We start from the raw sequence: 26,222 nt of genomic DNA, 5'->3' as shown, positions 1-26,222 counted from the left end.
TGGCTAGGGTACATGCAGTCAAGAGAGGCAAGACCAATGATTTTCTTTACATCTTTTGCCTGACACCCCGAGCGGAATGTCCTTAACATTATTTATTATTAAGTAATTACTAAGCAAAATCAAACGTTTTCATATGAAATGTTTACTTGCATATTTTAATTTTTTCCGATAAATATAAATCGTTAAGGTTAAATTACGCATTAAATTCTTTCTAGGTGACCATCAATCATCCTCGACGAAAGATTCAAACCACAAGCCGACAGTAATGTCGGCTTTTTTTGTGCCAATGATTCTATAACTCAACTTTATTGTTTACTAAATGCTTGACTATCGGTTTACTAATTACTAAACTTCAATTCATCAAAACCCCACAGCGGGTATTCAGGATCAACGTTCACAGTTTTATGCCAGCACCAGGAAACAAGTAACGCCACGAAGATGGCAGAAGATACATGCCGACCAAAGCGGGAAACCGAGGCAAGAGTAGCACCAGACCTGACACCTCGGAAAGACGGGGAACTTAAAGCAAGACCTGACAGCCCGGAAAGACGGGCACCAAATTACAGACGTAAAAAAACCCACCGAAGTGGGTTCGTTTACCCCGACAACCGACCAAAGTTACCGGGAAACCTGAGCGGCGACCAAACCGCTCAAGAGGCAAGACCAATGACGAATCACTGATCACCACCATTTTAAAGGAGTTGCTATGAAAGCACAACCTGACACCATCAACGTAACGCTTTATATCCACGCGAAAAAACAGTTCGACGGCAGTATCCAGTATGTTGCATACAGTTCATCCTTTTCTCCGGAGTATGATATGGGGCTTGTTGTGGCGGAACACACCATTGAACTACCCGTTCCCGCAATAACGAAAGCTGAGCTTAACCAAGCAGAAATCGAAAGCTTACGCACAGCGCAGAATAAAATCCTCGCTGACGCAGAAATTAAAACCCGGGCTATTGAAGACCAGATCCAGGCGCTGTTATGCCTGGAAGGCACGGTTATTTCTAAAGACGACGAACAAATCCCCTACTGACCAGAGGCAAGACCTATGACCAATTTTATCTGCGCATTTAATCCGACTGCAGCAGCACTTAGTGACGGCGCTGTAACGGTAGTTATTACTATCACCGCACCGTCTGTAAAAATGGCTAAAGCCATGTCGGCAGTGATGCTTGAAGAATCTTATCCGGAGAATACAGACAAGTTTGATATTGAATGCCCGGTGATCTGTGAAGCCCGTGACGGAGAACCGGCACCGGTCGGTGACACTTTCGATGAAACCTTTGCAAAGGAATACGAGTTCAACGGTGCTGCCTGGCAAAAGCGTGAAGAGGAAATGGTTGTATTTGAAAAAACAGCTCCAGTTGTCCGTATTGCCGCAATCATGCTGTATGGCAGAACACAGTTCACCCGAAGTGAATACAGCGCTGCCCTCACATTTGTGCATGACAGCAAAGAGCAACCAAAAATTCGTAATATTGCAAAAGGTATAGCGGCTGTCCGCACTGTCTCACTACTGAATGAGCAGGATTTAGAAGCCCTGGTCAATACGGTTTTAACGGATGCCGTTGACGACATCACACCAGAAGAGGCGCAAGAACAGGCTGAACTATTCCTGTTCCCGCCGGAAGCCACCACCGGACAATTGCCTATTCAGGCTCACAAGCAACGCAATTTTGACCACAGCTATGCAACGATGGATCAGGAAGTTGCTCTCTCTCTTCTACCGAATGACTTTGATCCATGGGAAATACAGCCAAGTAAATTAACTGCAGCCAAAAAACTGATCGCTGATGAAGATGAAAACTGGCGGCGCTGGTCTACTGAATTCCGCGTTATCAATAATGCACTACTGATACCGCGTGACACCATCTTTGCCGTGGTTCGTGAAGGTAAAGAACATCCTGAGTTGATGAGTGATGCGACCGCCCGCAAACAGTTTGTGGCTGACCGTATTGGTGGAATACTGACAAACAATAGCAATACTCAGGAACACGGCAGCTCAGGTGCTGATATCACGGAAGAGACACCGGAACCGACACACTCCCCTGAACCGGAAAAACAGAAACGTTCACGCAGTAAGAAGGCTGAAAAGGTAGTGACTAAACCCGCACCTGAAGAAGCAGCCAATGATGAACTTACTGTTACAGTGCAAACTCCCGACCAGTTTATACCGGCAACACCAATAACAGCCGCTGATGATTTCCGGAACCGTGCAGAGATTATCGATGAAGTGCTGGCCGATACAGACAACCTGAATATCTGGAAACGGGTTCAGCGCACAGATCCGCGCTTTACCAAACCACTGGAAGGTGCCGGTTTCCTGGGGACCAGTATTAACAGTAACTACATGATCATGCGTGCTACCGAAATCTTTGGCCCTATCGGTGAAGGTTGGAGCTATGAAGTTATTGAGGAAAAACTAATTGATGGGAATCCACTCACAGAACGGGTATTTGATGATAACCATAAACAAGTTGGTGTTCGTTATCTCCGGGATGGCGATGGTTCACTGAAGTATGAAGAAAATCATTCCATCAAAATTAAATTTTGGTACATGACCAAAAGCGGAAAAAAAGCAGAGTTTGAAAGCTATGGTGCGACACCATACAAATATATCACCAAGAACGGACTTAAATCGGATCCGGAAGTTATCAAAAAATCCCTGACTGATGCAATTAAAAAAGCCCTGTCTATGCTCGGTTTCAGCTCTGATGTGTTTATGGGTATGCATGATAACCCTGAATATCTCATCAAAAATAAACTGGAATTCGAAATTAAAGCGGCCAGTGAAAATGCAGAAGACAGCGTTCGTATACGCGCTGAACTGGATGAAAAATTCACCCGTAATACAGAAACGATGCGGACTGCTGTATCACAAAATGAATTAAGAGGTATTACATCCACGCTCTCGCGTGAAATGTCCGTACACATCAAAGATGCTACAGCCCGGGGAGATAAAGAATACGCAAACTATCTGTCCGGCCGTCTGCGCCGCCTGACTGAAATTGAAAAAGAGTGTTTAACCAAACTGACTGAAAAACAAGAGGCAGACCAATGAAAACGACCGCAATAGCATTAGCAGCAGATTATGACAAACTGCAACGGCTGGTAGAGACAGGCGAATTCACCGCAGAAGATATCGCTGACACACTGGAGGGTATAGAGGGGGTTATCGGTGACAAACTGGATGCTGCCATGAACCATGTCCGCAATCTGGAGGGACAGGCAAACACCCTCGGTGAAGAGTCCAAACGCCTTGCAGAGCGTAAAAAATCATTCGAACGTCAGGGCAAGGAACTGAGAAGATACGTCCTTACCTTTCTGTTAGCCGCCGGCATGGACAATTTGAAAACGGTGAAAAATACGTTTACTGCAGCAAAAGGACGGCCATCTGTTGTCATTGATGATGAAACAAAAATTCCTGATTCTTTTGTTGACGCGCAGATCATTGTTTCGCCAGATAAAAAGGCTATCAAAGAGGCGCTGGAGAATGGCGTTGAAGTACCCGGCGCACATATCGAAATTGGTGAACGTTCATTGATGGTTCGTTGATTACCGCGGTGCCCGGCAATCGGGCACTTTCTTTAGTGTGTGACATGTCACGACGAGGCAAGACCTATGCTAAAACACCAACACTATAAAGACCGACCGGTAAAACTAACCTTCCCTGATGGCAGTCACGGATATATCCGGACAGATCGGCGCTGTGATGTGTATTACGACCTGCCGCCACAGGTGAAAATTGATGCCCGCAGCGAGCCACAGCAGAAGGATGATATCAAATGATATTCGGATTGTTCGCTCTGATTTGTTCTGCTCTCAGTTGCCAATATGAGCCCTACGGCTACGTTTACCCAGATGAACAAAACTGCCTGATGGATAAAGAAGCTCTGACAATGAAAGGCATTCTGTCTGAGTGCTATCCGATTGATGAAGTTATCTCAGCAGATTTTGATTAAGCATAATCAGTTTTATTTCGCCACGGTGATTACCATGATGCCAATACCTTTACCGGAGCAACATCATGGAACCGTGGCAACCTGGGAAACAATTACTAACCGACTTCGATATTAAATTAGGCCGTCTGGCTGCGAGTGTAAAAAACAGACCATGCACACCTGCAGATATTAAACGCTCATGTGACACAACCGACCTGCTTATTTTATTGATGATGAGGCAAGACCAGAATGAAGACCGAGACTGACTTTATTACACCAGAGGAAATGATAGAACTGACCGGCTATCAATTTCCGTCCAAGCAATGCGAGGTGCTGGAACGCGCCGGGATCTTTTTTATCAAACGTCCGGACGGGCGCCCAAAAACCACCTGGGCACATTTTAATAGTCCACTGGCTAAACGGCCGGCATCATCAGTATCAGAAGAACCTGACTTCGGTGCGATGTAATGGCAAGAACACGTAAAGACCCAGAAGATAATCATTTACCTAAGCGGGTATACAAAGGCCGTTCAGCCTATGAATTTAAACATCCTGACGGTCGCACCATTCGCTTGTGTTCATTGAACAGCGATAAATCTGTTATTTGGTCACATTATGAAAAGCTAATAAATGAAGATAAGTGTACGGAAACATACGCCTCACTTGTTGATGAGTTTTTCAAATCGATTGATTTTATGGATCTGTCAGGTGAGACACAGAAGGACTATACAAAATACTCACGCAAAGTATTACCTGTCTTCGGGAAAATGAAACCAGACAACATAAAACCTGAGCATGTCAGAAAATATATGGATAAACGGGGACTCAATAGCCGCACCCAGGCTAACAGGGAAAAAACATTTATGTCCCGGGTATTCAGATGGGGATATGAAAGAGGAAAAGTAAAAAGCAACCCATGTCAGGGCGTTAAACAATTTAAAGAAGTGGCAAGAGATCGCTACATTACGGACCGTGAATATAATGCGCTGTACCAATCAGCGCCGACAATTGTTCAGGTCGCGATGGAATTAGCTTATCTTTGCTGCGCTCGTCAACATGACGTTTTAACTCTGACAAAAGAGCAGTTACTGGATGAGGGTATTTATATCAGGCAGGGAAAAACAGGAAAAAAACAAATCAAAGCGTGGTCAGTGCGGCTGAGAAAGGCGATCAAATTAGCAGAGCAATTACCGCTTAATGTAACCATCCCGAGCCTTTATATCCTCCATCAAAAAAATGCCTGTAAATATAGCCGTGATGGTTTTAACAGCAGATGGCAGGCAGCCAGAGAAACTGCGGTAGCAAACAATCCTGATATTTCATTTGATTTTACTTTTCATGATTTGAAAGCAAAAGGGATATCAGATCTCGATGGAACACTGCAGGATAAACAAAAAATATCCGGGCACAAAACCATCACTCAAACTGCAAGATATGACAGGAAAATTCAGGTTGTTCCGGTGGTAGGTAATCAAAAATGATGAATATTCATTCAACATATGAAATTTATATTCTGAACGGATATTCTGAAAGTATTCTGAAGTGTGATTTCAGGCACAAAAAAGCCACCCGTTGGGTGGCTCTCTTTTAACTCTAACCCGTTGATATTCAACTGAGTTTTATATGGTGCCCAGAGCGGGACTTGAACCCGCACAGCCTTACAGCCGAGGGATTTTAAATCCCTTGTGTCTACCGATTTCACCATCTGGGCTAATTTGGAGGCGCGTCCCGGAGTCGAACCGAGGTACGCGGATTTGCAATCCGCTGCATGGCCACTCTGCCAACGCGCCATATTGTCAATTTAATCATCAGGATTAAATTGGAGCGGGAAACGAGATTCGAACTCGCGACCCCGACCTTGGCAAGGTCGTGCTCTACCAACTGAGCTATTCCCGCCTATCTGAACTAACTGATTTACTTGTTTGTTTTCACAAACCGCAGCGCCGTTCGATGCGTTGCATTCTACTGATTTAAGCCCGTGAGTCAACCGCTTAATTCGCGAAAAATGATCGTTCGCTGTTTTTTACACCACATCGATCACGCTTCGCTCAGATCCGCCCATGCTGCACGCAAATATTGAAACATAGACCAGAACGTCAGGATCATTGCAATGTAGAAAAGGACGAAAGAAGCCATTTCTATCACATCATTTGGCCGCCAGATCAGCCCTAATAATGCTGCCATCTGTGCGGTTGTTTTCACCTTACCCATCCAGGAAACCGCAACACTGTTTCGTTTTCCCAGTTCAGCCATCCATTCACGTAATGAAGAGATAATAATCTCACGTGCAATCATAGTAATGGCAGGCAGTGTAATCCACCAGACAGCGTAATACTCAGTCACCAGCACCAGAGCGGTCGCCACCATAACTTTATCTGCGACAGGGTCGAGGAAAGCACCGAAACGGGTTGTTTGTTTTAAACGGCGGGCAAGAAAACCATCAAACCAGTCTGTCATTGCGGCAAAAACGAAAATACCCGCACTCATGACAGGCGCCCAACTGAACGGCAGATAAAAGGCGAGCACAAAGAACGGTATCAGTATGACACGAAACAGAGTCAGCCATGTGGGGATATTTAATCGCATAACGGAGCCATTATTTTATAAGTCAGATGAAATAAGCCGTTTGCGCATCTGCCGGTAAATTTTGCTTTGCCGCCCCGGTAACTCAGGGGCGTTGCGTGATTTTCAGGTTCTGCGCAGTCCTACCGGATAAAAGTATACTACCACACTTAAATATAACTCACCGCTGTTATTGAAAAAATTCTCTTTATGCACTCACAGATAAATCTGATTTCACTGCTTGAGAGCATGGTAAATTTTTTCCGCTAATGCGTACGAAATTGTTGGTACTTTTGCTATCTCATCAATGCTGGCATTACGCAGAGGCTGTAATCCGCCCATGTATTTAAGCAGCATTTGCCGGCGTTTAGGTCCGATGCCTTCAATCGATTCCAGGGCACTGGTGTTTTTGACTTTAGCCCGCTGGCGGCGGTGTCCTGTGATAGCATGATTGTGGGATTCATCACGGATGTGCTGGATAACATGCAGCGCCGGTGAGTCCGGTGGCAGCGACATGCCCTCTCCGCCGGCAATAAAAAACAGTGTTTCCAGCCCGGCCTTGCGATCACTCCCCTTTGCAACCCCGATAAGCTTTGGTTTTTGCTTATCCCAGTCAACATCCAGGCTGTCAAAGACCTCAATAGCTTTACCCAGTTGCCCTTTCCCGCCATCGATAAAAATAATATCCGGGATTTTCTCACCATCAATATGTTTACCGTAGCGGCGGGCAAGAACCTGGTCCATTGCGGCATAGTCATCCCCTGGCGTAATGCCGGTGATATTATAGCGCCGGTATTCTGATTTGACCGGTCCGTTATTGTCAAACACCACACAGGATGCAACAGTCTGATCTCCCATCGTGTGGCTGATATCAAAACATTCCATACGATTGATTTTTTCCAGCCCCACCACCTCAGATAATGCACTCATCCGCGTTGCAATCGTAGATTGCTGCGCCCGTTTTGTCATCAGGGCTGTCACTGCATTTGTATGAGCCAGTTTCAGATAACGGGCGCGATCGCCACGAGGTTTGGGCTGGATGAGGATCCGCCGTCCGGCAAACTGAGACAGCGTTTCTTCAATAATATTTTTTTCCGGTAACGGGAAGTCCAGCAGAATATCATCCGGCAATGAGCGATTTTCACTGCCCTGCAAATAAAATTGCCCGATAAAGGTCTGTACAATTTCATCCGGCTCAGTACCCGCAGGCACTTTCGGGAAATAGCTCCGACTCCCCTGCACGCGTCCGTTACGGATAAAAAGAACATGAATGCAAGCAAGTCCTGAGTCAAAATACACACCCACGACATCAAGATCGTCTCCGGTGCCGGTGACAAATTGTTTTTCTGTCACTGCGCGCACAGCCTGAATCTGATCCCGCAGGCGGGCGGCATCTTCAAAATTGAGAGCCTGACTCGCCAGCTCCATTTTCTCCACCAGCTCCGTCAGTACCTGCTGATCTTTCCCTTCGAGAAATAATCTGACCAGATTCACTTCACGGCTGTAATCCTCATCACTTACCAGCCCTTTCACACAAGGTCCCAGACAACGTCCAATCTGATATTGCAGACACGGCCGGGAGCGGTTGCGGTAAACACTGTCTTCACACTGGCGGACAGGGAAAAGTTTTTGCATCAGCGCCAGGGTTTCACGCACCGCATACGCATTCGGGAAAGGCCCGAAATACTCCCCTTTGGCATGTTTCGCTCCGCGGTGGATAGCCAGCCGCGGATGTTTGTCGTTACTGCTCAAAAAGATATAGGGATAGGATTTATCGTCCCGCAGCAACACGTTGTAACGTGGCTGATATTTCTTGATGTAGGTGTGTTCCAGCAGTAACGCTTCCGTTTCCGTGTGCGTTACTGTGACATCAATCTGTGCAATGTGTTTAACCAGTTGTTCCGTTTTTTTGCCGGAAACCTGAGTCCGGAAATAGCTGGAAAGTCGTTTTTTCAGATCTTTGGCTTTTCCGACATAAATCACTGTTTCATCAATATCATACATCCGGTAAACACCGGGCTGACTGGTCACAGTTTTTAAAAATGCTTTCGCATCAAATTCAGTAACAACCGGTTTTTCCATGCGGGATACGGGCTCTCTACTCTCTGCTTACAGCGGGAATGTGGTCGTTGTGCCCGCCGCTGTCAGCGGATACGGGCGGCACAACACTATCAATATGGATCAATCCGTAACGGAGTGCCAGATGGGTTAGTTTAATATCCCCATCAATATTTAGCTTACTAAATATTCTATATCTATAACTGTTCACCGTCTTGCTGCTGAGACACATTTTATCGGCAATTTGTGTGACTTTGATACCCTGCGAGATCATCACCATGACCTGGCGTTCCTGATGGCTGAGCTTATCCAGCGGATTGCTGTCATGTGCATGCAACCGGGTATCCAGAATAGTTTGCTGTGCGATGTCTGAGTCAACATAACGCTGACCACGGCTGATTATCCGGATTGCATGCAGTAAATCCATCCGATCACTGCTCTGATAGAGATAGCCGGCAGCCCCGCTACTCATCACTTTATACGGTGAAATCAGGGCATGTTCGTCGGTCAGGATAATAACTTTTGTTTCAGAAGCATAGCGGCTGATTTTCCGGGCTGCATCCAGCCCGCTCATGGACGGAAATCCGATATCAAGCAGTACAATGTCCGCATGATGATCCCGGCACCAGCGTACAGCACCGGTACTGTCTTTTACCTCCCCGACGATTTTCATCCCTGTTGTTGCCGAAATAATGGCACCAACGCCGGCGCGGTAAAACTCATTGATGTTTGCTACCAATACTGAAATCACACAGAGCTCCTTTCTGAATTTTCAATAAATTTACCGGAAATTATACAAGCCCGGGTTAAACCGTTATTTAATAATAACGAAATAAACCCGATAACAGCATGAATAACAAGAAAATATTTTGAAAAAAAAGATAGATTTCTGTGATACTTCAGAAGAAATCAGTAATAGCGGGTACAACGCCGCTATCTGCCGGTGGTCCGCTTTATTTTGTCACCATCCCCGGCGTACACCGGGGGGTGATTAATTTATTGATAAAGGTAATACCATGATCAGAAAAGACAATTTTATGGCATATCAGGACGAAAGCGATCAATCGTGACCAATTGTTCAAACGGCAGCTTGCCAATACGCGGATACGCATCACCTGCCGATTTACCAATTGCAATCATCAGACAGATTTCGTAGTTTTCCGGCAGATCAATAACTTCAGCAACGGCGTTAAAATCAAAGCCGTCCATAGGACAACTGTCATAGCCTTGTGCTTTCGCCAGAAGCATCAGTGTCTGCGCAAAAATACCGGCACTACGCATAATTTCATCACGCTGAGTTTCCGGTTTATTGCGATAGTAACTGTCAACCGCATTTACCATAAAGTCACGTACCAGCGGGTCTGCGTCATGCCAGATTTCCCGGGTACGGGAACTCCAGGCTGCCATATCGCCGCATAACACGATAAGCATGGACGCATCCGTCATCTGTGGTTGATCCCAACCCACTTTACGAATATTCCGGCGCTGTGCGGGGTCTTCCACCAGCAACGGACGCCAGTGCTGTAAGTTAAACGCGCTCGGTGCTGTTTCCATTGCCAGGCTCAGCAGGGCTTTTTTTTTCATTCAGCGGGATAACAAAGTCAGGATCAAACTTTTTAGTCGCACGACGTTGGCGCACAGCATCAATGACATTCATATATGTTCCTGTTTTAAACATTCAGTATCTGGATAATTTACCCACACCATAGCATGAATCCATCACATTTTTTATGGTCGTTGATCTGCCTGGTCACCTGTTTTACACACACTCATCCTCTCCCTGTTAGCTGACAAACCAAGTGCCACAGTAGCCCGGCGGGTGAATATAAAAAAAGCCCGCGCTGAGCGCGGGCTTGTCGGTACTTTATTTGTATTTCAATGAATAATCAGAGAACTACAGAATCAGTTTAAATACGATGTTACCGATAGTCAGCAGACCGATTACTGTAACGAAAACGTTAGAGATCTGACCTTTGTATTTTTTCAGTGCCGGTACACGGGCAACTGCATACATTGGCAGTAAGCACAGCAGTGATGCAATGATTGGTGCGCCCATTGCTTCAATCAGGTCAAGAATGTTCGGGTTCAGGTACGCGATGAACCAGGTTGAACCCATGATGAAGACCATGGAGATCAGGTTCAGTTTACCAATGCTTACTTTGGTTTTGTCGCCTTTGTAAGCAAATTTCAGTAACAGACCGTTCATCCCTTCCAGGGTACCCAGATAGTGACCGAAGAAAGATTTGAAGATAGCAACTAACGCGATGATTGGTGCAGCCCAGACCAGGATTGTAGCCAGAGTACCGTTCTCGCCGCCGACGTTATTGAAGTGATACGCCAGGTAAGTCAGAACAGGCACGTTCATTTCTTTTGCTTCAGCCATGTTAGCCGGAGACAGCGCGAACAGGCAGCTGAATGCGAAGAACATAACCACACCCACCATCAGCATACCGGCACGGGAGATGATTTTATTAACTTTTTGCTCTGTGAAATCTTTACCACACGCCGCTTCGTACTCTTCACGTTTTGATACAACGAAAGAAGAAACGATTGGTGAGAAGTTAAAGGAGAACACCATGATGGAAATACCCAGCCATACAGTTACCAGGATACCGCTGTGACCGAACAGTTCGAAGCTGTCAGCACTAACGTTATCAAATACAGCAGTGTTCCAGTATGGGATCAGGGCCAGAGATAACAGCACCAGGCTGGCAATGAACGGGAATACCAGGTAGCTCATTACGCGGACCATCAGATCTTTACCGAAGTAAATAATGATAGCCATCGCTAACAGCAGAACCAGAGAAACCACACCACGGTTCAGCGCCGGTAAACCAAGCTGCTGTTCCCAGAATGCCATAAAGGTATTCGTAATGGTTACGCCGTAGATCCACAGCAGCGGACAAATTGCAAAGAAGTACAGGAATGTGATGATAACACCACCGCCTTTACCAAAATGCTCTTCAACTGTTTCTGTGATATCGCCTGACGGGTTGCTGCCGGATAAACATAAACGGGCTAATGCACGGTGGCATAAAAACGCGATTGGGTATGCCAGGACCAGCATGATCAGAATTGGGATCAGACCACCGTAACCTGCACGAATAGGGAAGAATAGTACCCCTGCACCGATAGCAGTTCCGAACAGACCTAGTGTCCAGGTCGTATCCGTCTTACGCCAGCTTTTATACTCAGCCGGAATCTGGGTTTTGTCAGTACTCATGTTGCTTTTCCTTTTAAAAGACAATGCAAATATTATTTTTCGTGGGTACCAATAATTTCAGATATACGAGTCAGGTCAATGTTCCCGCCGGAAATGAGACTGACTGTCTTCTTATGCTCAATATATTTTTTGAGTTTTCCGCTCAGAATCGCAGCAGACGCCAGTGCACCGGCACCTTCTGTCACGACTTTATTACGTTGGATTAACGCAACCATACTTTCACGGATTTCTTCTTCTGTTACCAGAATGATGTCTGTTACCAGCTCTTTCACGATTTCATACGTGATACTGCCCGGTGTAGACACATCACAACCATCGGCAACTGTGCCGTTGACGCGATGAGTCGTGATACTACCAGCACGGTATGATGCTTCCATACCATGAACGTTTTCAGATTGGACACCGATCACATTAATTGTTGGATTGATGGATTTAAGAGCAATCGCAATACCCGCAATCAGACCACCGCCGCCAATCGGAACGATGACGTTATCAACATCATAGAGGTCTTCCAGAATTTCCAGACCGATAGTCCCTGCCCCTGCAATGACTTTTGCGTCATCATAAGGCGGGATAAAGATACGGCCTTCTGCTTCAATGATTTCTCTCGCTTTGCCGATAGTATCGTTGAAGTTATTACCGTGCAGAACAACTTCAGCCGAATAGTCTGATGTCGCAGCGATTTTAGATTTAGGTGCACCGGTAGGCATAACAACTTTACCGTTGATTCCTAACAGGGCACAGGATAATGAAACGCCCTGCGCGTGGTTACCTGCTGAACAGGCAACAATGCCCTGTGCTCTTTCTTCTGGTGTCAGCGAACTTAATTTGTTAAATGCACCACGGAGTTTGAACGACCCTGTACGCTGCATGTTCTCAAATTTTAAGTGGATTGTGCCGTTGCACTTCTCACTTAAATAGTTTGACTTAGGCATCCCAGTTTTATAAACATGCCCTCTGATGGTTTTCTGAGCATCGATGATATCTTTAATGGTTACTGGAAGATCATATGTAATCATGACAAACCTCGTCCTATCTTTTTATATATATATTAGAATTGAGACTAACTATACCGATAAATTTAAAAACAACTGTATTTCAAATCATATTTTTAAAATATTCCCGAAAAACTTTCTCAACGTGTGATCCAATCCAAACTTCTTCCTGTTTTCTGTCTTTTTTAATGTTTTATATTTCATTTCAAGTTAAATGAAAATGACTTAATGTTATTTTTTTGTTAATTATAGGGCTATAAATTAACCATTGGTTATGTTTTTTGATTCATTGCTTATTTTTTTCACTTTATGCTGCAAAAATGCTACCAAATCATGACCGCATTGATACTTAGAATAGTTGTAAACCGTAAAAAGAGGGGTGTTTCCGACAAAAATTAATCTTACCAAGTACCCATCTCACAGTTAATTATCCTGATAATTTTAACAATACTGAAAATTAGATGTGATATACATCACTGAATATCACCTAACATACTGAATTTAATTTAATTGTATATTTATTAGACCGACTCATCTGCGTTTATCACAGAGCGTAACATGTTCACCGCAGTGGTATGTACTATCCCCCGTGTTTCCAGCCTCCTTAATTCGGACAAAAAAACAGCAAATCATTCATTTACATGTTAATAGTTCGCATTTATAGACAAAATGTTATTTTTTCATGACATAATTCGTAACGTTTTTCTGCCTTTTATCCGCCAAAAGTGTTCACTTTAGGAAACAGCTAAATTGCTGTTTTTTTAGCCTGAAATGCGTATTTTTTTAAACAGGTAACCAATCGATTATATATTTAAACTGTTACCATTCCATTTTTCGTACCTATTTAAATGAGAATTAAACGAGGTGTGAAAATAAATCGCCTGATAACTTAATTAATAATCTAAAAAAAATATTCCATATGTTTTTTTTATTTATAAAGTAATTCATTTTATTTATTTATGTCATAAATACCCTATCAGGCAATATGGACATAGTGATTGATAGTTACGTAACTCAACTATGATTAACCGTTGCAGCTGATACAGCTTATATTTCGTAATTTTACAGTCATTATAACTACGACGTGCGTGCCATTTCTCTTTCTGCTTACCAAATCAGATCACCGAAAAACCGGATAAAATAGTATTTTACTAAAATCGATTCAGTCATAAGAATGGTTTTTTGTCACTCATGCACTATTATGTTTTTTGATTGCGTAATAATCCGGGATCCGCTTTCTTATGTGATAGTCATCATACTTTATCAATAGCTCCGGCGTTGTCATTGCATTCAGAGCCGGTCATGCTGTAATGATTTACGACTCAAGTGTTAACCTCGGTAAACAGGAGAATGTAAATGTTCGACTTAACAGGTAAGATTGCTGTCGTTTCAGGCGGAGCCAAAGGTATCGGACGCGGGATTGTGACCGCACTGAAAAAAGGCGGAGCCACCATTATAATCGCCGATATTGATGAAAAAACCGGCAAAAAAACCGCCGCTGAACTCGGCACTGACTTTATTGCACTGGATGTTACCTCACAAACTCAGTGTCAGTCGGTCATCCGTACTATCAGTGAAAAGTATGGACGCCTGGATGTTCTTTGCTCTAATACGGGCATATTTCCGCAATGTACCATCAAATCCATGACTGAGCAGGACTGGGATACCATGCAGAAGGTCAATGTCAAAGGGATGTTTTTCCTGGTTCAGGCGGCACTGAGTGTCATGGAAGTGCAGAAATACGGGCGGATCGTTATTACATCATCGATTACCGGTCCGGTGACCGGATTTCCGGGATGGAGCCATTACGGGGCAAGCAAAGCCGCACAACTCGGCTTTATGCGCAGTGCGGCACTGGAATATGCACGCCTTGGTATCACCATTAATGCCGTGCAGCCGGGAAATATTCTGACAGAAGGACTTAAAGCGCAGGGCGAAACCTACCTGGATCAGATGCGGGCATCTATTCCGACACATACGCTGGGTGAGCCGGAAGATATCGGCTATGCAGCTGCTTTTCTTGCTTCAGATGAAGCCAAATACATTACCGGACAAACCCTTATTATCGATGGCGGGCAGATCCTGCCTGAATCACCGGAGGCTCTGCTCTGACGAATGCGTATCTGAGGATCCCTGTCCGGGATCCTCATTTTCCCGCCCGTCATGACGCTCATCAAATATAATATCCCGCGTCAGTGAATCCGGCACATTCTCCCGCAGCAGTCCGGCACGGATAACCAACCAGACCGCCAGAAAAGGCAATATCAGAAAAGGTTTTTTATCATCCGCCTGCCAAATCATATCCCGGCAATGACGGACAAAACGTAATGTTTTCCGCCAGCGCCGTGGCTGAGTAAGCAACATATACACCCAACCGGCTTTCATCGCTGTCCGCCGCTCTGCGCGCAGACATTCAGTTGTACCGGGTGTGCTTAGTGCAGTAACAAGCTGCCCGTCCGTCAGCATTGCCGCGCCATGCGTCATCCTCGGATTACATTCAATAAACCAATAGGTTTGTCCATCGAACAAAAAATCCAGACAAATTGTGCCGCTCAGTGAATGATGACGAATAAAACGTGCGGTCAGGTCATAAACCTGTTGTGATTTATAGGGCAGGAATACCAGGCTCGCCCCGCCGGATACCCCGAAATTGGTTTTATACGCGGCATACGCCTTCATTTCCCCTTCTGTGCTCTGTGCATAAACACAAATCTGTACGCCCCTGATACGCTGCTGGCGCACATAGCAATCTGCCGGGTGGTTCGGGCGCCGTGCTTCACAATCAATCAATTGATTACCAAAGCGGGAGTAGATTGGTTTTAAGATCCACCGGGAGAAATCAATATGTTCTCCCTGCCAGCGCCGGGTTTCCGGCACCGCTAACCCGGCAGCCGCCGCCAGTTGAATGTTGTCGATTTTATGATGCAATGCGGTCAGTTGCGGATGCGCCACCACATCGAAACGGATCCCCGCAGCACGTATATCATCCTGAAAACGGCTGTAATGCAGAATATCTTCATTTACCGGGATAAACAGGGCGGGCTGATACTGCGCCATGACGGCCAGCGTTTCCTGCCTGAAACGGTCAAAATCGGTGACAGGGGCAGTTATTTTATGGTAGCGGGAAACCACACGGGAAACGCGGCACAGTGTCAGCGTAAGATGCTCAATGATAATAACCTGCCAGCCAAGCCGGTAAAAAGCACGGGCCAGAACCAGACAAACGGGAGATCGCCCGCCGGCGAGTATAATGCGTTTCAAAATATCCGATCCTTTGCGAACCGCTCAGCGATCACATTGAGTAACTTACGCCACAGTGCGAACCCGGCACGGCTCAGCTGCGGGGCTTTATGTGAATAGCAGTAACTGTATTCAGGATAACATTGTGCGCCGCGCCCTATTTTGAATTTTCCCACCCCGGAGCTGAGATTGACCCAACGCTGTTCATCCGCACACAGATAAGAAGGGAGTCCCGCCAGACGATACAGTCCGTCAGACTGCGGATAGTTATCATCATATCCGATACCGGCTGCGGTAGTGACATTGCCGATTGTCATCAGCGTGCTGAATGCCACCAGTTTTTCACCATCAAATACACCTGTTGCCTGCCAGCCTCCGTGAGAAACCATCTGCTGAAAAAATTCTGCGGTGAATTGCGGGTTAAAATCAGAATATTTTTTCAGATAGAGACTCTGATATAAACGCGCGATATCGCCCGCCCATTGTTCAACCTCTGATGTGATATCCCGTACCGTAAATGATGTTTTACGCAGCAATGCCAGATCCCGCATGACACTGCGGTTTTTCTTCAGGCTGACAAAACGGCTGCGGGTAAGAAAAACCTGCCGCGAAATAATGGGTTGATAGCCCAGTTGTGTCAGCCCGCTCATCAGGGATTGATCCAGCGGAGCGGTCAGCGAGCGGAAAACCAGGCGGTGAGCGGTAAAACGGGCAGTAATAAACTGGTGCAACCGGGCCAGTTGATCGTCACGCCAGGAAAGATGAATGTTGGTAGAGAGAAAAAAGTTGCCGATATAAAGAATGTTATCCAGTTTCTGCCGGACAAAAAATCGTTTTATTCCGCCGAGCAGCGGCAACAGACAACGTCCGGAAAATCCCGGCATCATCATCCGGATCTCCGCCATCAGATAATCAAAATAGTGGGTGATAAAAGAAGCGGTATAAGTGCGCCCCGCCTCTCCGTCAACCTGTGCCAGCAGTGTGAGCTGGTCGTCAACCTGTAATGCATACAGTGAAGTATTACGGGGCAGATTAGGGATCAGTGCCGGCAATTGAGAAGAGAGCATGATACGGATCATCGGGTAATATGGATGATCCGTTAATGTGCAGCGGGCAAAATTGGTGCTGTCAAAAAGATAAATAGTTCCGTTACTGCCCATGCTGTCCCTGTCAGTTTAGTCTGCCGGTGATACCGCCTGTGTCTGCGCTGCAGTTATCAGGCTTTCGCCGATATAATTCTGTGCGGATGAGATCCCGGGTAAGACCAGATAATAGCCGCCACCGAACGGTTTGATATAGCGCTCCAGTGGTTCACCATTCAGGCGCTTTTGCGTACTGATAAACCCTTTTTTTAAATCATTCTGGAATGAAATAAAAATCAGCCCCATATCAAGTTGTCCTGACGGTGTCAGCCCCAGGGAGTAACTATAACTACGACGGCGCAATTTTGAAACATGTCTTTCTGTGGTCCGGGGTTCCGCACGGCGCATGTGAGAGTCAAACAGTACCCGGTCGCCGTGGGGATCACGCTGAAACTCCGGGTCATCATGCTCGCCGGCTTTGCCCATCGGCGCACCTGTTGCTTTGTGACGCCCGAAATCATTTTCCTGATCTTCCAGCGGGGTTCTGTCCCAGAACTCCAGCTCAAAACGGATCAGACGTACTGCCTGATAACTGCCGTTTTCAATCCAGGATGGTTCCGGTTTGGTTATCCAGACCAGGTCATCCATCAGTGCCGCATCACCGGCATCGCCATTTCCGGTTCCGTCTTTGAAACCAAATAAATTAACCGGGGTTGTCCGGCACTCAATATCGCGCGCAGGCAGGAAGCCGTCGATTTTCCACAGGGGCGCCACACTGCCGGAGAGGCGGCGCAGTACTTCGCGCAATGCATAAATGACCGTCTCGCGGCTGTTGGCACAAAACTGCAATAAAATATCGCCGCCGCACCAGTCCGGATCAAGACGGTCATTCGGAAATGCCGTCATTTCAACAAAATTCTGTGGTTTGACATGCGAAAAACCGAAGCGGTCATCAAACAGTGAATGCCCCAGTGAAACCGTCACGGTGAGTTCATCCGCGGTGATATACGTACCAAGGATACCTGATTCTGCCGGCGGCATCCGGTCACCGGCGGTTTTTTCTGCCTGCCGGTTGCGGGTGAGATCGGCAATACAAGCGGTCAGGCGCTTAAATACACCGTCAACTTCATCCCGGGTTTTTACCGTCAGATTCAGTGAGAGAAAAATAGCTTCTTTTTGTTCCGGGGTTATCACACCAGCCTGATGTTTTCCCAGATACGGAATTTCACGCAGCCGTGATGAGTTATCACATGCGGCATTGTCAGATTTTGCCATCGCCGGGAGGGCAAACGCCCCGCCGGATAACAGCACGCTTCCCGCGCCCAGCCATTTCAGTGTGCTGCGTTTACTCAGGCTGACTGCTTCATCACCGCCTGCAGAGTGTTCTTTTCCATGTTTCATGGCTCTTTCCGGTATTTGTAATACACATCAATATTCAGTTCAGCGCGCAGTTGTGCAAGAGATTCCGCCAGGACTGTAAGACCTGCATAAAGCTGTTGTTTATCCGCCGCTGTCAGTTTTTCATAAGACACATAATGCCCCTGCGTATCCCGGTAGTGCGCCAGTACCGCATCCGGTTCTGCAAACTGTTGTTTCAGTTGTGTGTTTGTTTTTTCAGATAAAAATGGTGACAATGCAGTGGTGATACGCCTCGCACCTTCAATATTAGCCACGATATCAGACACATCAGAGCGGCTGTAGCGGTTCTCATCACCGCCGAGCTTAGTGCTTAAAATCAGCTCAATACTGTCATCTGCCGACTGCACCAGTTTTGCCACCGGCAGTGTTTCAACGCCAACCCGCTGTTTTAAATCCTGAATATTACGCAGTAAATTCTGAGTGGCAGCCAGCGCTGCAGCCTGATCATTCTCAGCAAACAGTGCATATTCTATGCGATGAAAACCGGTAAATTTCGGATCGCGTTCGCGATCAGTGAAATAGCCCGCATGAGGGTTTATCACGCGGTCGGCGTGACCAAATACCACGACTGCCGCACGGATAACTTCATATTCATAATGCGCCTGAATATAAGCCTGCTTTGCCGCCGCCATATCCCCTTTATTCAGCGCCTGCTGTAACAGGGTAAGTTGCTGCTCTGTTGCCGCAACCTGTCCGCTCATCATCTTCATGTAGTCCGCAATCATGGGCAGATATTTTTCCGGCGTCGGAATATCGCCTCTGGCAATCACCACGCCACTGCCGGTGTCCGGGTTTCCGGCGCGGTATTTCTCAGCCACCGCAGTCTGACTGAGAAACAGCGCTGAAAGCGCGAGGCTTATCAGGAGATAATTATGCCGCATGCTGTTTCTCCCGGCGGCGGAACAGCACAAGAATAATGAGCCAGTACACCACGAACGTAATCACACTCAGCCCGATAGGTTGTGAGCGGTAACCAAACAATGTTGCCAGGAAATTACCCACTGCACCCGAGTCATCCAGCCAGTTGCCGGTATCCCACAGCGGATAGATAAGAAAATCATTCAGTTCAATATCATGCTCAGTCAGCACATTGACTATCTCTTCTGTGCCTTTAAGCAACAGTGAGCAGGCAAGGAACAGAAGGACAATCCCGGTAATACGGAAAAACCATTTCCATGCCATTTTGCGGTAAGTGAACAGAAAGACCCACAGCGTCAGTGCCGCAACAGCTATCCCGCCCAGAACCTCGCCGGTGAATGACCACATCGTTTCTTTAGTCAGGCCCATTACAATGCCGGAGAGGAAAACCACAATTTCACTGCCTTCACGGGCGATAGCAATGGCAACAATAAACAGGGCCCCCCACCAGGAGTGTTGCCGGGCGCTGTTATTTATTTCCTGTTCAATACCGGATTTCAGCGAGGCACTGTGCTTTTGCATCCAGTACACCATCTGCACGATCAGCACACAGGCAAAGAGCGACATCCCGATCATAAACCAGGTTTGTCCGCTGTCATCAAGCACATTGAATACGCCGTAAATCAGCAATGCCAAAAAGAGTGACAGCGCAACACCCAGGGCTACACCACCCCAGAGATAGCGGCGTCCGGCGGCGGCATCGGGATGTTGTTTGATCCACGCATAGATAATGCCGACCACGAGGAGCGCTTCAAAACTTTCGCGCCATACTACAAAAAGAACCTGTCCCATAATCAATTCCTGTGACCTGACACTTACTCCGCGATGATTTCACCGGCCGGATGTGAAAGATGAAAATCATCAAAAAACGTATATTTTCCCGGTTTCAGCGGCGCAATGACCACCACCGAGGATGCGCCCGGCGCCAGCACTTTTTCTTTGCGCAATTGAGTGCTTTCAAATTCGACCGGCTCGGTACCGGTATTGCGGATTTTAATGCGGACAGGTGTTTTCGCCGGAACATTCAGTACCGGTGGCGTCAGTACGCCGTTATTCATTTCCAGTTCGACAGTGAATTTCTCCGCCGCCGCACTGACGGGAAGAGATGCCAGAGAGAGCACCGTCATGCACAGTGCAATTATAAGGGATTTCATGAGTGACCTCAGCGGGATAATGACATCCGGTGTCAGAACAGCAGGCGCATTTATGCAGCCTGCTGTTTTCCTGAGAAATAAGCTTAGTAGCTGCCTTTACGCCCTGTTCCGGCGTAATCGAAGTCCCAGGAGACATCAAACGGTTCAAACCACGGGGCAACACCGGTTTCTTTATCAATATGGCGGCCGAATGCAACATTATCATTCATGCTCGGCGGTGAAATCCGGTATTCCACGCGGTATTTCCCGTAACCGTCCAGTTTCAGATTGTCACCATAGTGCGGACCATCACTGGCAACCATTGCCATAAATGTCCCGGATTGTGTTTTTTTCGGGTCATCCAGTTTGGTTACTTTATAATCTACTTTCAGGTACGGGATCCAATCCCCTTCCGCGAAGCCGTTCGGGTTTTCTTCCACGGCGTGAATATCCGCTTCCAGATGAACGTCTGATTTATCTGCATCAAGATGATGCATTTCATGCTTGCCTTCCACCGCCATGGTGATAGGTTGCAGATAAACACCCTGGATTTCCATTCCGTTTTTGATTACAGGTTGTCCCAGCGGGTATTCCAGCGCCATAGCGGACGTTGATACCATTCCCAGTAATACTGCTGCCACACTCATCCCGATACGCATGCTGATTCCTCATCGTCATTCAGACAAAAACATATTATACAAATAGTGCTGACAATAATAATCATTATCATTTCACTTAGACAAGCAAAAATTATCGTTTCCGGTCATATTTTTCAATAAAACGGTAATGTACCAACCCGCGTTAAGTCATGAAATAAACCCGGAACAGCAATATATGACAGGAAATAATGTTATTTTTTATTTCAGCCAAACTATAATCCATTGTTTATTATGATTAATTAGTAATAATGCGTTACGGTTTAATTAGCCATGCATAAAAATAATCCGGCACGGTGAATTATCCGGCACAATAATGCTGTCAACCGGTCCTGCGCCGTGTAAAAACTGGACGAAAGGCAACCATTTACGACATAATAACGCTTCTGAAATAAAACCGGCGGGAGTCTATGTTAGAAACAATCGGATTTGTGTTACTGGTCAGTACCTGCGGCAATGATGCCTGTGAGGCACTGCCGGTCACTGAAGATCTTTACACACAGAAAGAGTGTGAAGCACGTCTGACATATATCGCCAAACGGCGTCCTAACCTCTATTTTATGTGTAATGAGGTGATGCGCGAAACCGGTTCTGATCCCGCAGATGACTCACACTCAGGTACTCCTGAGAATACTCCGCCCTACCGCTGATCCTGCCCGGCCTCATTATTCCTCCACCGGGAAATCAAACCGGGTTGCCGGATAAGGCTCGCGGATAAACGTGAAATGCCACCATTCTGTTTTCAGTGGTTTAAAACCCGCCTGTTCCATCAGTGTCGTCAGTAATACTCTGTTTGCTTTCTGCTGAGAGGAAACCGTGTCTGCCGCAGGATGCGACAGCGGGCTGAAACAATCAAACCCTGTACCAAAATCCAGGCTGTTATCCGGCGCACGCTGTGATTGCGAAGCGGTACAGGCAGATTGTGTACGGTGCGGATCAAACGCCGGAATAGTGCTGCCAACCGGCACAATGGTCAAATCTACCGTGCTGCCACGACTGTGTCCTGAGCGCCCGGCAATATATCCCTCACTAAAAAGGGCTGATTTTTCCACATCCGGATAAAATGTCGCCTGCATCGCGGTATCATTACTGTCCGCCGCCCATGCAACAAAATAATCAACTGCCCGCTGCGGGCGATAACAGTCATACACTTTCAGGGTCAGCCCGCGGGCCCGCAGTTTTACTTCAACTTTGCCCAGCGCCAGTGCCGCATCCCGCGTCAGCAGACAAACAGGTGCACGATAACCATCCACCTTACTTCCGGTAAAGTTATTTGCTGTAAAATAGCGGATATCTGCCTGAATCTCCGGCGAAACAGTCTGTAAATTGACAAAATCAGCCGGCCGCTCAGAGGCGGCATATACTGAGAGGCTGAGAAAAACAAATACAGCGGAAAATACAGCGGGCCCTTTCATTTGATCTCCTGTCCGCCTTCAGCTGAACGGGTCTGTGCCCTGTTTTATCAATTTACGGAAGCGGTAAATTGCCCACCCGTTTATCAGTAAAAAAGTGGATTCAATCAATGTACCACCAACCGTTCCCAGCCAGGCATTATAGACAACCCAACAGGCTGTCGAGCACCAAACCACATAGCGCATGCGGATCCCGGTCAGCAGAAAAAAGGCAAATGTACTCATCAGCGTGCCTGCGACCGGCAGCACTTCCTGCCAGACACGGATATTCGGCACCGCCAGAACCAGCGTCAGCGTGACAAACAGATACAGCACCCAACGTTGGCGGTGAGAGATAGAGACATAAGTCCGGATGCTGTTCAGTGTGGCACTGATCCCTGCCGGATAAGCGCCGAGCAGAAAAAAAGTGCGTGGCCATAATGGCGGTGTAAATGGACAGGCGGATTTTGAGCTTCCGCTCGTTGCGCTGGATAAAAACCGTTATCCCGATAAAAAACGCGGCAATCCCGAAACCCTGCCCCGCATAATACAGATAATCCATCAGTGTCCTGCCGTGATAATTTTGCTGAATGATTTTATTTATTTTATTGTCAGCATAAACAGGATCGCTGCCGGTTGCGAGCGCATTCCCTGTTTATATATCAAATATATATCAAAAAAGAGGCCTCAGCCCCTTTTCTTATTGCACTCTGTTTTTATGCAACAGGTACAGTGTGTTAACAACACATATATACCCTTATTCATTCAAACCGCAGGTTCGTTGGCGGCATGAAACCAGCCGGGTCACATAGTTTATCTATGCTCCCCGGCTGATTTCCCTTGCCGCCTGCCTGCAATTTGAATGACGTTGGGTATAGCCCGGATAGAAAGTTTCGATCCGATGGTAAGTCCGGGTATTTTTGTTGTCATCCTTAATCACACATATTTTATGTGCAGAACGCAGTGATTGCGGGATATTTTCCGCATTCTCACCGGCAGTTTCCGCGATAAAAATGTTAATTTTGGATTTCCTTTTACTGAGCGTATAAGGCATTCCTAACAAACGTCTCGCAGCTCTATTAGTTCGCATAATAAACCCCTTATTGTTATGAACGTTCACCCATTATACCAACTTATTGAAAATAATAAAGTTTATCATAAGCCACTGATTTGCGACTGTCACCATGGCATTCTCCGCCCCTATCCTGTATGTTGGCTGAGTACCGCCAACGCACCTGTAGTTTGAATGAATTTTGAATGAATTTTGAATGAATTTTGAATGAATAAGGGTATATACCCAACGTCATTCAGGATACAGGAAGGCGGCAAGAGAAGACTGACGGGGAGCATACATCAGTATGTGACCCGGCTGGCTGAGCGTAGCCAACGCATCTGTAGTTTGAATGAATAAGGGTATAAATGACCTGTATATTTTGTGAAATAGCCGCGGGCCACGCCCCCTGCCATAAGGTGTGGGAAGATGAGAAACATCTGGCTTTTCTTTCTGTCTTTCCGAATACCAAAGGGTTTACTGTCGTTATTCCGAAAATACATTACTCAAGTTATGCATTTGATTTAGATGATAATGTATTAGCAGATTTGGTACTGGCGACGAAAAAAACCGCACACGTACTAAAGAGTGCCTTCCCGGATGTCGCCCGCTGCGGCATGTTTTTTGAAGGGTATGGCGTGGATCATGTCCACAGTAAGCTCAGTCCGATGCACGGCACCGCTGATATGAAAGACTGGCGCCCGATTGAGCACAAACAGCCTGTATTTTATGAACAGTACCCGGGATTTCTCTCTTCGCATGATTGTGAACGGGCAGATGATACCGCGTTAGCCGCTCTCGCAGCAGACATCCGCGCAGGCCGGGTAAGGTAAAACAAAGCCGGAGGTTATAATAACCACCGGCTTGAGATTGCTGACAAAGCAGGATAAAACGTGGTTTTTCCTGCTTTGTGTTATCAGCCGAAAATCAATAAATTGATTTTCCTGGTTTATTTTAATGTACTTCGCAACCAACCACGGTTGAATAGCCCAACCCGTCGGTATCCATCATCATCAGACATTGCGGGCTGAGTGTTTCTTTCGCTTTAATCAGCATCATCGCCAGAACAAAGACGGCTTCTCTGTCTGCGCTGACCTGATTATCAGCAATATAAATATTGTTTTTCAGAAAAGTACGGCGCTTTGCTTTATTACAAAACTGATAGATAACATCCTGCGCCAGCTCATTTTCCCGCATCAGCCAGAACGATTTTTCTTCTTCTTTATCCAGAAGATTCATTTTTTCCAGCATAGCGATATCATCAGACAATTGTAATTCGTTGATCGGCATAAAACGGGAAAGACTGCCGTTAAACGGAAATGTATTCCGCTCAAAATAGTAACAGGATGTCAGTAAAACCGCGCTTGCCATTTCATGATAGGCAGGGATCTGCCCCGCCTGCCAGATATTCAGCCCGACCAGCAACCACATCGCATTATTATTATCCTCATCAAACAAATGTCCGATGTCATCCGGCGTCTGAATGAATTTTGTGTCACATTCCCATATTTTAGTGACACTGCGCTCGATTTCACCATTTTGCAGCGGGTTAGGTGTGATGACATAGACTGTTTTGACTTTTGTCTGATAGCCTTCGTGCTGTTGATTGAGTGAGTTATGCAAGGCTGTCAGCAGATTATCAACCGAGTGGTCATAGCCGGCAAGCGCCTGTTTATCCTCATCTTCCGTATGCGATTTTCTTTCCTGAACCGATACCTGCTTTACCCCTTTCGGCATCAGGAGTGCCACGCCGGTGACCATCAGCTTGCGCTGACACCAGTTTACCCATTCATTGCGTCTGAAATTAATCGAGGCATTCCAGCTCTGACAGGCGATCCGCGACTGCTCATGACGGTGCATCGCGTAGGTGAACAAACACATCCACAGCAAAATGTACGGAAGATAGATGAAAATAAGCACTTCCGTCAGCGGAAGCTTAAAAATATAGAAATCGAGTAAAAAGATAATTGCCAGAACAACGATCAACAGCCCCAGCCACAGCGTAATTTTAGCGCCCGGCACATTACGTTTTACCGGAAATTCAGGAACAGGCCACGCCATCGGAATAATGCTCCATGCTGAAAGAAAAACAGGCGTCCGGCATTGGATTTCCCCAAACCGACGTCATTTCTTGTTATAAAAAGAGAGATCACTGAAAATTGTGACTAACATAAGGAAATAACGGCAGAATGATTAAAAACTTTAATTAAAATAGTGAGATATAGATCACGAAACAGAATGTTTTTTATCAGGAGAAAATATTTGGGAGTGTAAATCAGGAGAGGTGTAACATTAAGATGGTGGGGCGTACAAGATTCGAACTTGTGACCAATTGATTAAAAGTCAACTGCTCTACCGACTGAGCTAACGCCCCATTCCTGATGATGCGGAAGAATCATGTGAAGTGGTGGGCGATACCGGGCTCGAACCAGTGACCCCCTCCTTGTAAGGGAGATGCTCTACCAACTGAGCTAATCGCCCATTCATAACGCTTTACTGCCTTTACTTCACTATCACAACGTTCACTCAAAAGAGTGGTGGGCGATA

At 46.3% G+C, this 26,222-nt stretch carries 26 protein-coding genes, 5 tRNA genes and 2 pseudogenes; 11 read left to right on the top strand and 22 right to left on the bottom strand.

Annotated features, from left to right (window positions below; genetic code table 11):
• Window positions 1–706: 706 nt before the first annotated feature.
• From AYY17_RS06925 to AYY17_RS06900, 7 genes are all read left to right on the top strand, one after another.
• Window positions 707–1,039, top strand: a complete 333-nt coding sequence (locus AYY17_RS06925) for a hypothetical protein (protein WP_067422463.1) — start codon at window positions 707–709, stop codon at window positions 1,037–1,039.
• Window positions 1,040–1,054: 15 nt separating this feature from the next.
• A complete protein-coding gene (locus AYY17_RS06920; RefSeq protein WP_067422461.1) occupies window positions 1,055–3,067 on the top strand; it encodes a hypothetical protein in 2,013 nt (670 codons plus the stop codon).
• Window positions 3,064–3,561, top strand: coding sequence for a siphovirus Gp157 family protein (locus AYY17_RS06915; RefSeq protein ID WP_067422459.1), 498 nt, complete (start codon window positions 3,064–3,066; stop codon window positions 3,559–3,561). Before AYY17_RS06920 ends, AYY17_RS06915 begins: the two co-directional genes overlap by 4 nt.
• A 66-nt stretch (window positions 3,562–3,627) precedes the next feature.
• A complete protein-coding gene (locus AYY17_RS21830) occupies window positions 3,628–3,795 on the top strand; it encodes a hypothetical protein (protein ID WP_202906387.1) in 168 nt (55 codons plus the stop codon).
• Complete coding sequence (locus AYY17_RS21520) at window positions 3,792–3,968, top strand: hypothetical protein (protein WP_156656660.1); 177 nt, start codon at window positions 3,792–3,794, stop codon at window positions 3,966–3,968. Before AYY17_RS21830 ends, AYY17_RS21520 begins: the two co-directional genes overlap by 4 nt.
• 228 nt (window positions 3,969–4,196) lie before the next feature.
• Window positions 4,197–4,415, top strand: a complete 219-nt coding sequence (locus AYY17_RS06905; protein ID WP_067422454.1) for a DUF4224 domain-containing protein — start codon at window positions 4,197–4,199, stop codon at window positions 4,413–4,415.
• Window positions 4,415–5,428, top strand: coding sequence for a phage integrase central domain-containing protein (locus AYY17_RS06900; protein WP_067422452.1), 1,014 nt, complete (start codon window positions 4,415–4,417; stop codon window positions 5,426–5,428). Before AYY17_RS06905 ends, AYY17_RS06900 begins: the two co-directional genes overlap by 1 nt.
• 143 nt (window positions 5,429–5,571) lie before the next feature.
• On the opposite strand, the gene AYY17_RS06895 is transcribed toward AYY17_RS06900, so the two are convergent.
• The 9 genes and pseudogenes from AYY17_RS06895 to tdcB all read right to left on the bottom strand — a co-directional run bounded on the left by AYY17_RS06895 (window position 5,572) and on the right by tdcB (window position 12,809).
• Window positions 5,572–5,658: transfer RNA gene (locus tag AYY17_RS06895), tRNA-Leu, on the bottom strand.
• 5 nt (window positions 5,659–5,663) lie between these two features.
• A tRNA-Cys gene (locus AYY17_RS06890) sits at window positions 5,664–5,737 on the bottom strand.
• Between the two features lie 30 nt (window positions 5,738–5,767).
• Window positions 5,768–5,843: transfer RNA gene (locus AYY17_RS06885), tRNA-Gly, on the bottom strand.
• Window positions 5,844–5,984: 141 nt separating this feature from the next.
• A complete protein-coding gene (pgsA, locus tag AYY17_RS06880; protein WP_067360922.1) occupies window positions 5,985–6,533 on the bottom strand; it encodes a CDP-diacylglycerol--glycerol-3-phosphate 3-phosphatidyltransferase in 549 nt (182 codons plus the stop codon).
• Between the two features lie 210 nt (window positions 6,534–6,743).
• On the bottom strand, window positions 6,744–8,591 hold the full coding sequence (gene uvrC, locus AYY17_RS06875; protein WP_067422450.1) for an excinuclease ABC subunit UvrC: 1,848 nt from the start codon (window positions 8,589–8,591) through the stop codon (window positions 6,744–6,746).
• A 16-nt stretch (window positions 8,592–8,607) separates the two neighbouring features.
• A complete protein-coding gene (locus AYY17_RS06870; RefSeq protein WP_067422448.1) occupies window positions 8,608–9,318 on the bottom strand; it encodes a response regulator in 711 nt (236 codons plus the stop codon).
• A 284-nt stretch (window positions 9,319–9,602) separates the two neighbouring features.
• Window positions 9,603–10,224, bottom strand: a pseudogene (locus AYY17_RS06865) (nitroreductase family protein).
• A 237-nt stretch (window positions 10,225–10,461) separates the two neighbouring features.
• Complete coding sequence (gene tdcC, locus AYY17_RS06860) at window positions 10,462–11,790, bottom strand: threonine/serine transporter TdcC (RefSeq protein WP_067422446.1); 1,329 nt, start codon at window positions 11,788–11,790, stop codon at window positions 10,462–10,464.
• Between the two features lie 32 nt (window positions 11,791–11,822).
• Entirely contained in the window at window positions 11,823–12,809 is a 987-nt protein-coding gene (gene tdcB, locus AYY17_RS06855) for a bifunctional threonine ammonia-lyase/L-serine ammonia-lyase TdcB (protein WP_067422444.1), read from the bottom strand.
• Window positions 12,810–14,141: 1,332 nt separating this feature from the next.
• Between tdcB and fabG the strand changes: the two genes are divergently transcribed.
• Window positions 14,142–14,897: a 3-oxoacyl-ACP reductase FabG gene (gene fabG, locus AYY17_RS06850; RefSeq protein ID WP_067422442.1), complete on the top strand. Its 756-nt coding sequence runs from the start codon at window positions 14,142–14,144 to the stop codon at window positions 14,895–14,897.
• On the opposite strand, the gene AYY17_RS06845 is transcribed toward fabG, so the two are convergent.
• From AYY17_RS06845 to AYY17_RS06815, 7 genes are all read right to left on the bottom strand, one after another.
• Complete coding sequence (locus tag AYY17_RS06845) at window positions 14,877–16,046, bottom strand: ATP-grasp domain-containing protein (RefSeq protein ID WP_067422440.1); 1,170 nt, start codon at window positions 16,044–16,046, stop codon at window positions 14,877–14,879. The two genes, fabG and AYY17_RS06845, sit on opposite strands and share 21 nt — an antisense overlap.
• Window positions 16,043–17,185, bottom strand: coding sequence for a hypothetical protein (locus tag AYY17_RS06840; RefSeq protein WP_067422437.1), 1,143 nt, complete (start codon window positions 17,183–17,185; stop codon window positions 16,043–16,045). Before AYY17_RS06840 ends, AYY17_RS06845 begins: the two co-directional genes overlap by 4 nt.
• A gap of 15 nt (window positions 17,186–17,200) precedes the next feature.
• Window positions 17,201–18,508 carry an iron uptake transporter deferrochelatase/peroxidase subunit gene (efeB, locus tag AYY17_RS06835; RefSeq protein ID WP_067422436.1) on the bottom strand — a complete coding sequence of 436 codons (1,308 nt, stop codon included), beginning with the start codon at window positions 18,506–18,508 and terminating at the stop codon, window positions 17,201–17,203.
• Window positions 18,505–19,407: an EfeM/EfeO family lipoprotein gene (locus AYY17_RS06830; protein ID WP_067422434.1), complete on the bottom strand. Its 903-nt coding sequence runs from the start codon at window positions 19,405–19,407 to the stop codon at window positions 18,505–18,507. The genes efeB and AYY17_RS06830 overlap by 4 nt, the downstream gene beginning before the upstream one ends.
• Window positions 19,397–20,236 carry an FTR1 family iron permease gene (locus tag AYY17_RS06825; protein ID WP_067422432.1) on the bottom strand — a complete coding sequence of 280 codons (840 nt, stop codon included), beginning with the start codon at window positions 20,234–20,236 and terminating at the stop codon, window positions 19,397–19,399. Before AYY17_RS06825 ends, AYY17_RS06830 begins: the two co-directional genes overlap by 11 nt.
• A gap of 23 nt (window positions 20,237–20,259) precedes the next feature.
• Window positions 20,260–20,571 carry a cupredoxin domain-containing protein gene (locus AYY17_RS06820; RefSeq protein ID WP_412779013.1) on the bottom strand — a complete coding sequence of 104 codons (312 nt, stop codon included), beginning with the start codon at window positions 20,569–20,571 and terminating at the stop codon, window positions 20,260–20,262.
• 110 nt (window positions 20,572–20,681) lie between these two features.
• Window positions 20,682–21,236 carry an iron transporter gene (locus tag AYY17_RS06815; protein ID WP_067403116.1) on the bottom strand — a complete coding sequence of 185 codons (555 nt, stop codon included), beginning with the start codon at window positions 21,234–21,236 and terminating at the stop codon, window positions 20,682–20,684.
• Window positions 21,237–21,643: 407 nt separating this feature from the next.
• Here AYY17_RS06815 and AYY17_RS06810 point away from each other — a divergent pair, with 407 nt between their 5' ends.
• Complete coding sequence (locus AYY17_RS06810; protein ID WP_067422427.1) at window positions 21,644–21,883, top strand: hypothetical protein; 240 nt, start codon at window positions 21,644–21,646, stop codon at window positions 21,881–21,883.
• A 15-nt stretch (window positions 21,884–21,898) separates the two neighbouring features.
• Here the strand turns inward: AYY17_RS06810 and AYY17_RS06805 are convergent, their stop codons facing one another.
• Entirely contained in the window at window positions 21,899–22,648 is a 750-nt protein-coding gene (locus AYY17_RS06805) for a M15 family metallopeptidase (RefSeq protein WP_067422425.1), read from the bottom strand.
• Window positions 22,649–22,666: 18 nt separating this feature from the next.
• Window positions 22,667–23,129: pseudogene (locus tag AYY17_RS06800) on the bottom strand (YgjV family protein).
• Here AYY17_RS06800 and AYY17_RS22150 point away from each other — a divergent pair.
• Window positions 23,052–23,417: a hypothetical protein gene (locus AYY17_RS22150; RefSeq protein WP_235845321.1), complete on the top strand. Its 366-nt coding sequence runs from the start codon at window positions 23,052–23,054 to the stop codon at window positions 23,415–23,417. The pseudogene AYY17_RS06800 and the gene AYY17_RS22150 overlap by 78 nt on opposite strands.
• Before the next feature lie 24 nt (window positions 23,418–23,441).
• Here the strand turns inward: AYY17_RS22150 and sra are convergent, their stop codons facing one another.
• Window positions 23,442–23,714 (bottom strand): stationary-phase-induced ribosome-associated protein, encoded by a 273-nt coding sequence (sra, locus tag AYY17_RS06795; RefSeq protein ID WP_202906386.1) that lies wholly within the window; start codon window positions 23,712–23,714, stop codon window positions 23,442–23,444.
• 329 nt (window positions 23,715–24,043) lie between these two features.
• Here sra and AYY17_RS06790 point away from each other — a divergent pair, with 329 nt between their 5' ends.
• Complete coding sequence (locus AYY17_RS06790; protein WP_067422423.1) at window positions 24,044–24,508, top strand: HIT family protein; 465 nt, start codon at window positions 24,044–24,046, stop codon at window positions 24,506–24,508.
• Between the two features lie 121 nt (window positions 24,509–24,629).
• Here AYY17_RS06790 and AYY17_RS06785 read toward each other — a convergent pair whose 3' ends face one another.
• The 3 genes from AYY17_RS06785 to AYY17_RS06775 all read right to left on the bottom strand — a co-directional run bounded on the left by AYY17_RS06785 (window position 24,630) and on the right by AYY17_RS06775 (window position 26,156).
• Window positions 24,630–25,736 (bottom strand): hypothetical protein, encoded by a 1,107-nt coding sequence (locus tag AYY17_RS06785; protein WP_067422421.1) that lies wholly within the window; start codon window positions 25,734–25,736, stop codon window positions 24,630–24,632.
• A gap of 237 nt (window positions 25,737–25,973) precedes the next feature.
• Window positions 25,974–26,049, bottom strand: a tRNA-Lys gene (locus tag AYY17_RS06780).
• A 31-nt stretch (window positions 26,050–26,080) separates the two neighbouring features.
• Window positions 26,081–26,156 (bottom strand) — tRNA-Val (locus tag AYY17_RS06775).
• Window positions 26,157–26,222: the final 66 nt, after the last annotated feature.

Origin of the sequence: Morganella psychrotolerans (assembly GCF_001676055.1) — a bacterium.
In the GTDB taxonomy this organism is placed as follows: domain Bacteria; phylum Pseudomonadota; class Gammaproteobacteria; order Enterobacterales; family Enterobacteriaceae; genus Morganella; species Morganella psychrotolerans_B.
Note: the sequence above shows the minus strand (reverse complement) of the source record. Positions and strands in the feature narration are given on the sequence as shown.

What these genes read in the sequence shown, in the direction of transcription:
- AYY17_RS06915 (WP_067422459.1), top strand. Translation starts at nt 3,064, where the DNA reads ATGAAAACGACCGCAATAGCATTAGCAGCAGATTATGACAAACTGCAA.
- AYY17_RS06920 (WP_067422461.1), top strand. Translation starts at nt 1,055, where the DNA reads ATGACCAATTTTATCTGCGCATTTAATCCGACTGCAGCAGCACTTAGT.
- AYY17_RS21830 (WP_202906387.1), top strand. Translation starts at nt 3,628, where the DNA reads ATGCTAAAACACCAACACTATAAAGACCGACCGGTAAAACTAACCTTC.
- AYY17_RS06830 (WP_067422434.1), bottom strand. Translation starts at nt 19,407, where the DNA reads ATGCGGCATAATTATCTCCTGATAAGCCTCGCGCTTTCAGCGCTGTTT.
- AYY17_RS06810 (WP_067422427.1), top strand. Translation starts at nt 21,644, where the DNA reads ATGTTAGAAACAATCGGATTTGTGTTACTGGTCAGTACCTGCGGCAAT.
- AYY17_RS06790 (WP_067422423.1), top strand. Translation starts at nt 24,044, where the DNA reads ATGACCTGTATATTTTGTGAAATAGCCGCGGGCCACGCCCCCTGCCAT.
- AYY17_RS06925 (WP_067422463.1), top strand. Translation starts at nt 707, where the DNA reads ATGAAAGCACAACCTGACACCATCAACGTAACGCTTTATATCCACGCG.
- AYY17_RS06905 (WP_067422454.1), top strand. Translation starts at nt 4,197, where the DNA reads ATGAAGACCGAGACTGACTTTATTACACCAGAGGAAATGATAGAACTG.
- AYY17_RS06820 (WP_412779013.1), bottom strand. Translation starts at nt 20,571, where the DNA reads ATGACGGTGCTCTCTCTGGCATCTCTTCCCGTCAGTGCGGCGGCGGAG.
- AYY17_RS06785 (WP_067422421.1), bottom strand. Translation starts at nt 25,736, where the DNA reads ATGGCGTGGCCTGTTCCTGAATTTCCGGTAAAACGTAATGTGCCGGGC.
- pgsA (WP_067360922.1), bottom strand. Translation starts at nt 6,533, where the DNA reads ATGCGATTAAATATCCCCACATGGCTGACTCTGTTTCGTGTCATACTG.
- efeB (WP_067422436.1), bottom strand. Translation starts at nt 18,508, where the DNA reads ATGAAACATGGAAAAGAACACTCTGCAGGCGGTGATGAAGCAGTCAGC.
- uvrC (WP_067422450.1), bottom strand. Translation starts at nt 8,591, where the DNA reads ATGGAAAAACCGGTTGTTACTGAATTTGATGCGAAAGCATTTTTAAAA.
- sra (WP_202906386.1), bottom strand. Translation starts at nt 23,714, where the DNA reads ATGCGAACTAATAGAGCTGCGAGACGTTTGTTAGGAATGCCTTATACG.
- tdcC (WP_067422446.1), bottom strand. Translation starts at nt 11,790, where the DNA reads ATGAGTACTGACAAAACCCAGATTCCGGCTGAGTATAAAAGCTGGCGT.
- tdcB (WP_067422444.1), bottom strand. Translation starts at nt 12,809, where the DNA reads ATGATTACATATGATCTTCCAGTAACCATTAAAGATATCATCGATGCT.
- fabG (WP_067422442.1), top strand. Translation starts at nt 14,142, where the DNA reads ATGTTCGACTTAACAGGTAAGATTGCTGTCGTTTCAGGCGGAGCCAAA.
- AYY17_RS06815 (WP_067403116.1), bottom strand. Translation starts at nt 21,236, where the DNA reads ATGCGTATCGGGATGAGTGTGGCAGCAGTATTACTGGGAATGGTATCA.
- AYY17_RS06900 (WP_067422452.1), top strand. Translation starts at nt 4,415, where the DNA reads ATGGCAAGAACACGTAAAGACCCAGAAGATAATCATTTACCTAAGCGG.
- AYY17_RS06805 (WP_067422425.1), bottom strand. Translation starts at nt 22,648, where the DNA reads ATGAAAGGGCCCGCTGTATTTTCCGCTGTATTTGTTTTTCTCAGCCTC.
- AYY17_RS06825 (WP_067422432.1), bottom strand. Translation starts at nt 20,236, where the DNA reads ATGGGACAGGTTCTTTTTGTAGTATGGCGCGAAAGTTTTGAAGCGCTC.
- AYY17_RS06840 (WP_067422437.1), bottom strand. Translation starts at nt 17,185, where the DNA reads ATGGGCAGTAACGGAACTATTTATCTTTTTGACAGCACCAATTTTGCC.
- AYY17_RS21520 (WP_156656660.1), top strand. Translation starts at nt 3,792, where the DNA reads ATGATATTCGGATTGTTCGCTCTGATTTGTTCTGCTCTCAGTTGCCAA.